Here is a 9860-nt window from a genome sequence, read left to right on the forward strand (position 1 = left end):
GGTAACGAGATATGGCGGTTTGGAGTCGCCCTCACCCCCCAACCCCCTCTCCCAACCTTGGGAGAGGGGGAGAAAATGTCTCTCACAAGTGTCTGAAACAACGGTGTCTCGTTCTACCATTCCTCACCTTGACAGGGCTGGGTCGGCAATGCCCACCTTACAATGATTAAGACTTCACAAGGATAGTCAAGGTGGGAATGAGATATAGCGGTTTGGAGTTGCCGTCAGCCGTCAGCTATCAGCCGCGACTCTTAAAACGAACATACTCTCGCGCTTATGCTGAGGGCTAAATGCTTATACGCTATTCCATAAAGGCTTGTACATCCTGTAGCGGTAACTGCAAAACCTCTGCAATTTGCTCCTCGGTTAACCCTAATTGTACTAACTGGGGAATCGCGGTTAACTTACTCTCCCGCAATACTTCTTCAACTGTCTCTTCATGAGGCACTGAATCTGCTGGTTCTCTCTCTATTTCCTGATCTTCTTGAGTTTCTGTTTGTTTGGCTTCTAGATTAGAACAAAAATTGAAATGACCAACACGAACTTCATTACCAATGATAGGAGCATCATTGCCGATAATAGGAGAGTGATAATTTGCAAATCCCAAACGTTCTACCGTAGCACGAAAATTAGACTTATTAACATCTTCCCCTAATACTTTAGACAACATCTGCCAGAGTTCGTACCCTTCATCCTTCACATGACCCATCGTGCATTTGTACTGTTCTGCAATCTCTGCATACTTCTGGCCATCGAGAACCCCTTTCAGAATGGTCACTTGCAGACTATCCAAGTGTTTTCCCGTCTGCTGAAAGACCAACTCATCAATTGACGATAACACCGCTTGCCAGTCCATCCCTCTCAGATTGACCCCTCTAAACTCCGTGAATAATCCGCCTTATTCCGTCATTATCCGCCCTTTCAACATTTTTTCAAGAAAATCCCCGTCTTAATCCGCCTTCCTCCGACTTGTGAGATAGCTAAGACTGAAGACACAATGTTATCAGACCAATAACCAAAAGCATTGTAACAAAGTATTACACACTTTGGCGAGTTACAGAAGAAATTAATTGGTGAGGATATTATGCTTGATATCAATGACTATTTGTTTCCTAATTCTGAAGTAGTTGAAGGTCATCCGAAGCACAATGACTATATTGATTGTCCTGCCAATGCTTTCCTCGATTTTTGTGTCACTGCTAAAAACTCTATTGAGCATTGTAAAGAAAAATTTGATAATTATGGTAGTCCTAGTAAATTAACGACAACCAGCCATGTAAGGATTCAGTCTTTAATAAATTCTACATTAGCACTTATAATGGGACATTTTGAAACTTATCAAAAATATTTATTTGCTGGCATTTTTGGCAGATGATAATATTTTCTTTATATTATATTTTAAGCTGCTAAGATTTTTATTATTTAATTTGAGTATTACATTGAGAATTAAAGACATGAAAATTGATTTTGGTTATATTGATCAATACAACACAAAAAGAGGATTTGGCTTTGTAACTTGTACTTTAAATAAGTACCCTAAAAAAAGGACTTGGTTTCATATCAAGAAAATTAAGTATGATTATCCTGAACTTGCTGAAAAGCTAGATTCTGGTTTATCAAAAGATGTTGAATTTTGGTACGAAATTGATGATAGTGTTCTAAAAAAAAATGCAAAAGAAAAGTGTGCAAAAGCAAGTGAAATTTGGCTAGATGTACAAGATATTCCTGAACATTACAAAGATGAATTAATTGTTTATATTGAAAAAATTTGGGATAATATTGATACTTCTTTACCTGAATGGCTAGATCATATAACAATTTCTTTACTTGGTTCAGCACGTCAACATGAACTACAGCAAAAGCGTAATGAACAAATCCGTTATAAACAAGAAGTAGAAGAACAAGAACAAATTCAGAATCACTCTCAACGTACTAGAAGAGGTACTCAAAGACGAAAACGCTCTAGAAGAGGTAATTACAAACCGAAACTATATCAACAAAGGTTAAATAGTAATAAAGATATTCATCATGTTTATATTGGTTTACCAGAACATCTTATTAATAATGTACTATGGGTTTCCCGTAATAGTCGAACCCATATCTGGTCACATATACCGGGTGGTAGTGATGTAGTCGTTGAATATTATAATGGACGTGCTTATGGTTATGATTGGATCAAAAGACCTTCCGCTTATATTGCTACATTCTTTTCTGGAGAAATTAGTACAGTTTACGCAAGGATATACAATGATGATAGAGAATATTCTACAGCTACTTTTGAAGAAGTTTGGAATGCTGAAAAAGATTCAGAAGAAAAGCTCTGGAATACTCTTAAAAAATTTGATAGACATTTGCATAATATGCAAGAAACACAGGAAGAAGATTTAGTAAATAATTCGTATAGCAGTGATGAAGTATGGAGTTCTTGGTATAATACTGAAGAAAATCAGTGGTATTTTGGAGAATGTCCTGAGTGTAATATTCCTGATCGAGATTAAATCAAAATTGGTGAATTTTGTGAAATCTAGCCAAATAGTTTTTTATCTACTAACAGTAAAAAATTTAAAAATTTTCATAAAACTTCACAGCGAATTACATCAAAATCACTATGACTATTCCCAAAAAATTTATCACTATTGCCTTCTCCTCAATTATTGGAGGAGTGATTGGAGTGTTTCTTGCTTCTCCCGTTTCCTATAGTCTTATAGAGAGTATTCCCGGTAGGGGAAGCTCTCGAAATTGTAGTGCGGGTGATATGGTTTGTAATTCGATGAGAAACCGAGAAAGGTTTTCTGGACAAGGTTACAGGACTTTTTCACAGGTTGACCAACGTGCTACTGTCGAAAAACAAGTGATGTATGGGGCAATTGGTGTAGTTGTTGCAGGTGTTCCTACTGCTTTACTGATGTTGATGGTTAAAAACAATAAGAAAGAATAACCTAATCTGAAATACAACAAGGGTGACGACAAAATCCCTGTAGGGATGTTTGATGAAACATCCCTACTGCTAAAGATGCCCCTACGCTGCCTTTTTCCGAGTTTTGGACGGTTTTTCTAGAGGTGTCACAGTTGCCTCTTCCTCCGTATCTTTCGGGAGTCCTCCTTTCCCTCCTTCTTCCTGATTGACCAACAAGGCAACCGGGAACTGGGAAAGAATATCACGGATCAATAATGTATCCTCACTGTTTAAGGTTTGTCCTGAAATTAAATCTTTCCAACGTCGAGAAGACCCCGGTGGGAGGGAGATGCGGGTTTCGTGCCAGATATGTTCTCCCAAGGGGAGTTCGTTTTCTTTGATTAAACGGGTTAAGAAACGAGGCGCGATCGCAATTAATGTCGTCTCTCCCCAAGTCCTGGAAAATGTAACAATATGTTCCTGCCAACTGCCAATCACCGTTAATTTTTGGTAATCTCCCCGTTGGAATAACTCACTATACTGCTGACGGACTTGTAAAAGTTGGTAAATTAAAAACAATTTCACCCGACCATCCGCAGGATTTTTTAATAACTCCGTCAACAAAGCAGGAGTGTCTTTGTCTAGACCTTTTTTTATCCCCCTTAACAACTTCGTCCGCAACTTATAATCCACCGGACGACGGTTATCAGGGTCCACTAAACTTAAATCCCATAACTCCGTCCCTTGGTAAATATCCGGGACTCCTGGAGAGGTAAGTTTTAAGAGAATTTGTGACAGAGAATTGAACACCCCGTAATGCTGGATTTTCTTTTGAAATGCCAAAAAATCCTCTAAAAATTCATTCTTCTTACCCGGTTTTAATAACCGTTCTGCAAACTTGGTGAACCCGTCCTCATATCCCGTATCCGGTTTTAACCATGCGGTGTACACTTTCGCTTCCCGAATCGCTTTGATAATATAATCTTTGATCCGTTGAATATAAGTATCATACCCTTCTGCTTCAATATCAAAGGGGAATGTTCCCAACAGGGTTTGATAGAGGAAATATTCGTCATTGGGGTCCGGACTATCTAACCCCTCAATACACATTTTTTGGGAGGCATTCATTTCTTTCCATTGTTTTAATTTTTCCTCCCATTCTTGGGGAATTTCTGATAACACATTGATGCGTGTCCGGACATCTTCTCCCCGTTTCATGTCGTGGGTGGCCGTCGCATTCATGCTGTGAGGCCAGTAGGCCACTCGGTTTTGATTAAATTGATGGAAGTCGTCGATAGAGTTCCCAAAAATTTGGGGATGGGACCCCACTTCATTGAGGGAGATGAGACGGTTATAAATGTATAATACCGTGTCCTCTACCCCTTTGGCCATTAATGGCCCGGTAAACTGTTGCAGTCGCATGACAAAATGCAACCATTGTTGTTTCTCTTCGTCCGTTAAATACTCGTCAAAGTCCAACAAGAGAAATTTTTCTATTAAATTTAATTCGTTGAGGAAGATGGGGATATTTTCTCTTGCGTGTTGGATGACCTGTTTAATACAATTGCGGTCTGAGGTACTAATTTCCTCGTTGTTGATATAGGTCCGATAAACGGGAAAGACGGCCATAATTTCAATTAAGGCCGATTTTAACCCGTAGAGGGTAAAATCACTAGCATAGCGATAGCGTCCGGAAATATGTTTGAGAAAATGTGCAAGGTTGTCTATATCTCCCGCTAAATGTTTACCGATAATTAAGCGTTTTTTATCGTCTATTAGTTTCTCACAGGACATCCGCGCACTAATAAACCGTTGATAAATACGATTAAATTCTTTTTCGTTTTCCTGTTGACAAAATAACCCATTTATGGTATTGAGAAAATCATATCCTGTTGTTCCTTGGATGGGCCAATTGAGGGGGAGTTCTTCGTGGGGTTCGAGGATTTTTTCTATGGTAAGGTAGGTATGATTGGCGCGATCGCGCAATCTAAACAAATACGTCGCAGGGTCATAAATTCCATCAATATGGTCAATGCGTAACCCGTGAAACTTCTCCTCCTCAACCAATTTCAAAATCAATTTATGGGTTTGTTCAAACACCCGTTTATCTTCCACTCGTAGGGAAATTAAATCATTCACCGTAAAGAAGCGACGATAATTTAACTCCTCATTTCCTACTTTCCAAAAGGATAACCGGAAAAACTGATCTGCTAGTAGCGTTTCTAGTAAATTAAAACTCTCCGGTTTCCCCACCTCTCCATTAAAGGTCTCAATATTTTCCTCAATAAACTGTTTCACATCGGGGTTATCATTCCAGAGTTCCCACAACATACTTTTAATAAAGGCAATTTGGTCGTATCGTTCATTGCCTTCTTCCCCCGACGGGATATATTTTAACCCGTATAACACCCCCAACAGTTTCACATAGTCGGGATGTTTCCGACCTAACTTTTGCCGCAAACGGTCTAACTGATGGGTGAGAACCTGGGTATAAGACTCAATGCGAATAGGAAACTTGAGGTCATAATAATTCACACTTAACCCCTGTTCCTCATAGCGAAGTTTTAACTCTCCACTCTCCAAACAGTCCCCATAAAACTTACCTAAAAACGGGGCCAACACCCGTCCCTTAATCCCCTCATAGGGGTGATTCCAGTTAATATCAAAATAATCTAAAAACTGAGAATCCGGCCCATTCTCCAGAACATCCACCAACGTCGTATTTTGACTATCAAAAGCCATGTGATTGGGGACAATATCCTGTAGCCATTTTAACCCCAATTCCTGCAACTTGGCCGAAAGACTCTCAAACTTAGCCTCCCCCCCCAACTCTGGGTTAATTTGCGTGGGGTCAACCACATCATATCCGTGGGTACTCCCGGTTTTTGCTTTAAAAATGGGGGACGCATAGAGGTGAGAAATCCCCAATTCTGCGAGATAAGGGACAATCGCTTTTGCTGCTTGAAAGTCAAAACTGGGACTAAATTGCAGACGATACGTTGCTAAAGGAATTTGCATCATAGTTCAAAGTCGGGAATAAGGTTTGCAACGAGTAGGGATTGACTCAGAAACGGGGAATAACTACAAAGAAAACGAGGTTAGGTGTTACTGTACACAACAAAACTAGAGGGATTAAGGGTTATTGTAACGTTAGATGATAATTGTGGGGCCAAATCGCTGCCTTGTCCCCCCCACTGGGAGTCTGAGGAGTCTAAAATTTTGTTCCATATTCCCATCGGGAGAGGGAGAGAAACAGAAACCTTATCCTGCTTATAGTTAAAGATAGCAAAAATGGCCGCCTCGGAGTGATGACGATGGAGAAAGAGGACGGGATGTTCCGGGTGGGGGGTTGCGTCCAGTTGGGAGAGGTCACGGGATGCTAATGCGGGGTTATCTTTGCGGAGTTGGATGAGGGTTTGATACAGCGATCGCAATTCCCGATACATCCCACTCTCCTGCTTCTCCCAGCGTAGCACAGACTCCTCAAACACCTTCGTCCCTTGAGGGTCGGGGATATCCTCCTCTTTCCACCCAAACCCCTGAAACTCCTCCTTGCGGCCTTGACGGACCCCTGCAACCAAGTCCGGGTCACTATGACTGACAAAATACATAAAGGGAGACGCTTCTCCGTATTCTTCCCCCATAAATAACATCGGAATAAAGGGAGAAAGTAACACCGTCCCCGCAGCTAATTTTAAACCCTCAAAATTAACTAAATTCGCCAACCGTTCCCCAATCAAACGATTGCCAATTTGGTCATGATTCTGACTACAAACCACAAAATTTGACCCATCACAATTTCGAGGAAAATTCCCATGATTGCGTTGTCGATTCACCGAATATTGTCCCGTATAAATATATCCCTGCTGCATAGAAGTCGCAAGCTGTTCAATCGCCCCAAAATCCTGATAATAGCCATCCTGTTCCCCCGTTAACAGGGTATGCAAAGCATGATGAAAATCATCACACCATTGGGACGCATGACCAAACCCTCCGGTTTCCCGTGACTGTAACACCCGTACATCATTGAGATCACTTTCAGCAATTAAATAACGGGGAAATTGTGCCGTTAAACTATAACTATCCGTCGCTTCTCCTAACTCCTGTAAAAAGGGTTGTGCGCTTAAATCATAAATCGCATGAACCGCATCTAACCGTAAAGCATCAATGTGATATAATTCAAACCAATAGAGAGCATTTTCAATAAAGAAATTGCGAACCTCATTACAATAGGCTTGGTCATAATTCACCGCATCTCCCCAAGGGGTTTGATAAGTATCCGTAAAATACGGCCCATAGGCCCAGAGATAATTGCCCTCCGGTCCAAAATGGTTATACACCACATCTAAAATAACCGCCATTCCCACCTTATGACAGGCATTCACAAGGGTTTTTAATCCCTCCACTCCCCCATAGGAATTTTGCACCCCGTAGAGATATGTGCCATCATAGCCCCAATTCCGAGTCCCCGGAAACTGCGCCACAGGCATAATTTCGAGGGCATTCACCCCTAACGACTTTAACTCCATTAAGCGGGGAATAATCGCCGTAAACGTCCCCTCTGGGGTGAATGTGCCGACGTGCAGTTCATAGATAATATACTCTTCAAGGGCAAGTCCCCGCCATTGACTATCCTCCCAAGTAAAATTACTGTGATCGATGACTTGGGACGGCCCGTGGACTCCCTGGGGTTGAAAATGGGATGCAGGGTCCGGTCGTTCTAACTCCCCATCCAAGAGATACTGATAACGAGTATTCGGGGAGACTCCCTCCAGAATACCGTGCCAATAGCCATTTTTTTCAGGGGAGAGGGAGATCACTCGTTTGTCTCCTGATAATACCTGAACGGCCACCTGCGATCGCATCGGGGCCCACACCCTAAACTCACATCGGTTTTCACCCAAATACTGACTACCCACTTTCATAGAATGAACTTCCTATGCTGTACGTCGTTTATTATTTTACCGATTTGTTCTTGATTTTTGGTGGACAAGGGAACAGGGACCTATAGGCCCACTCTCTCCATCTTCCATTTGTGTCCTTTGTGTCCTTTGTGTCTTTGTGGTTCAACCGTCAACTCTCAACTATCCACTATCAACTATTTCACTTCTCGTAGATAGGAAATTTGCCAAGACTTTTTAAGACGAAGAAGGGGTCGGCAAATTCGCCAATAAGTCTTCAAAACGAAAATGCCTTCTTTGCCGTTTGTAGCGGTATGAACGATAAATCCCAGCGTTTTAATTGACGCTATAGTAATCTGTGCATAGATAGGTAATTGGTAATTGGTGATTGATTTTCCCCTATCTCCCCCATCTCCCCCATCTCCCCTACCGACACTTCCCTTGAGTCTTATTCTAGAGAAGATGATTTTGTTCCCTTCAGCCAATAGGTAGTCATTTCTCCCTTCCCTTTGATAGAAATTACGCCCCGTTCTTCTAGATCATACTGTGCTTTTAGTAATTCGTAAGTGGTTATACTGACTTGGATTTTCCCAACTTCTCCCTGAGACTCCATCCGTGAGGCCACATTGACGGTATCTCCCCAAAGATCGTAAATAAATTTTTTAATACCGATTACCCCTGCAACCACTGATCCCGTGTGGAGGCCGATGCGGAGTTGGAAGGGTTGGCCTTGGGGGGTGAAAAAGGTTTGGATTTTCTCCTGCATCTCTAAGGCCATGGCCGCTATAGCGGTGGCATGATCCGCTTGGGGTAACGGGAGTCCTCCGGCTACCATGTAGGCATCCCCGATAGTTTTAATTTTTTCGAGGTGATATTTGTCCACCATGCGATCAAATGTGGAAAAAATTTGATTGAGGGTGGTGACTAACTCCAAGGGCTGCATCTGGGAGGAGATGGGGGTAAAATTGACGATATCCGCAAATAAGATGGTGACATCATCAAACTGTTGGGCCAATGTTCCCTGAAATTTTTTCAGTTGTTCGGCGATGGGTTTGGGGAGAATGTTTAGTAGAAGCCGTTCTGAACGGTGTTTTTCGAGGCGGAGGGCTTTATCGGCTATAATGCGATCGCTCACATCCGCCTGAATGCCCACAAAATGGGTTAAATTCCTAGCATCATCATAAATGGGAGAAATGGTCAATTCATTCCAAAAGGGTGTGCCATCTTTGCGATAATTGAGGAGAGTAACCGTACAGTGGCGACCCTCTCCAATGGCTGCCCGAAGGCGGTTAAGGTCGGCTGGGTCAGTCTTTTTTCCCTGTAAAAAGCGACAATTCACCCCTAACACTTCTTCGGGGGAATACCCGGTAATGCGTTCAAAGGCCGGATTGACGTAGATTAGGGGCATATCGGGCAATGTTGCGTCAGCGATGACAATTCCCACCCGACTGGCCGCAATGGCTTGATCGCGCAATTTAACGGCTTCCTGTACCCCTCCCCGATAAACGGCACTTTTGCGCCATTGTTCTTCGGTGACATCCTGGGCAATGCCATAACTCTGCCCTGTGGTATCTTGAGAAATACGCCAAGCAAGCCACCGATATCCCCCATTTTTACAGCGAAAGCGGTTTTTGTAGCGCAGGGGAGGAGAGACGGGACTTAATTCGGTTTCTCGTTCCCAGGTGGCTTGTTGATCATCGGGATGGATAAATTCGATCCAAGGTTGCTCCAGTAATTCCCCCTCTGTCCATCCTAGCTGTTCTGTCCAACGCGGGTTAATTTTGGTGAAATATCCCTGAGCATCACGAATACAAAATAAATCTGGTGAGAGATTAAAAAATGCGTCTAGTGCGTCCGTAACAGGAAGGGAAAGGGGCGGTTGGGTATCCTGATTAGACATAGGTTGAGGTTCAAATCTCTCTTTTTATCTTTCTTCCAAAAGAAGACCCTCGCCTCCGGCGACGGGATGAATTTTGGGCAGAAGCTGAAGATAACCCTTCAAGATTAACTTGATGTTTTTTGTGCTAATTGTGGTAGCATAAAGCCATGTTCATCATCGAGTA

General features: G+C 42.3%; 7 protein-coding genes. 3 read left to right on the top strand and 4 right to left on the bottom strand.

Annotated elements, in window-relative coordinates:
• Window positions 1–301: 301 nt before the first annotated feature.
• Entirely contained in the window at window positions 302–856 is a 555-nt protein-coding gene (locus PN462_RS14065) for a hypothetical protein (protein ID WP_272129020.1), read from the bottom strand.
• A gap of 228 nt (window positions 857–1084) precedes the next feature.
• On the opposite strand from PN462_RS14065, the gene PN462_RS14070 reads away from it, so the two are divergent.
• The 3 genes from PN462_RS14070 to PN462_RS14080 all read left to right on the top strand — a co-directional run bounded on the left by PN462_RS14070 (window position 1085) and on the right by PN462_RS14080 (window position 2938).
• Window positions 1085–1375, top strand: coding sequence for a hypothetical protein (locus tag PN462_RS14070; protein WP_272129022.1), 291 nt, complete (start codon window positions 1085–1087; stop codon window positions 1373–1375).
• A complete protein-coding gene (locus tag PN462_RS14075) occupies window positions 1329–2498 on the top strand; it encodes a hypothetical protein (RefSeq protein WP_272129023.1) in 1170 nt (389 codons plus the stop codon). Before PN462_RS14070 ends, PN462_RS14075 begins: the two co-directional genes overlap by 47 nt.
• Window positions 2499–2608: 110 nt before the next feature.
• Entirely contained in the window at window positions 2609–2938 is a 330-nt protein-coding gene (locus PN462_RS14080; protein ID WP_272129024.1) for a hypothetical protein, read from the top strand.
• Window positions 2939–3019: 81 nt separating this feature from the next.
• On the opposite strand, the gene treY is transcribed toward PN462_RS14080, so the two are convergent.
• The 3 genes from treY to PN462_RS14095 form a co-directional block, all read right to left on the bottom strand.
• A complete protein-coding gene (treY, locus tag PN462_RS14085; protein WP_443029175.1) occupies window positions 3020–5914 on the bottom strand; it encodes a malto-oligosyltrehalose synthase in 2895 nt (964 codons plus the stop codon).
• An 80-nt stretch (window positions 5915–5994) separates the two neighbouring features.
• A complete protein-coding gene (gene treZ, locus PN462_RS14090) occupies window positions 5995–7821 on the bottom strand; it encodes a malto-oligosyltrehalose trehalohydrolase (protein WP_272129028.1) in 1827 nt (608 codons plus the stop codon).
• A 424-nt stretch (window positions 7822–8245) separates the two neighbouring features.
• Complete coding sequence (locus tag PN462_RS14095; RefSeq protein ID WP_272129030.1) at window positions 8246–9697, bottom strand: adenylate/guanylate cyclase domain-containing protein; 1452 nt, start codon at window positions 9695–9697, stop codon at window positions 8246–8248.
• Between the last annotated feature and the right edge of the window lie 163 nt (window positions 9698–9860).

The sequence above is a fragment of the Spirulina sp. CS-785/01 genome, assembly GCF_028330525.1.
GTDB lineage: Bacteria > Cyanobacteriota > Cyanobacteriia > Cyanobacteriales > Spirulinaceae > JAQMSD01.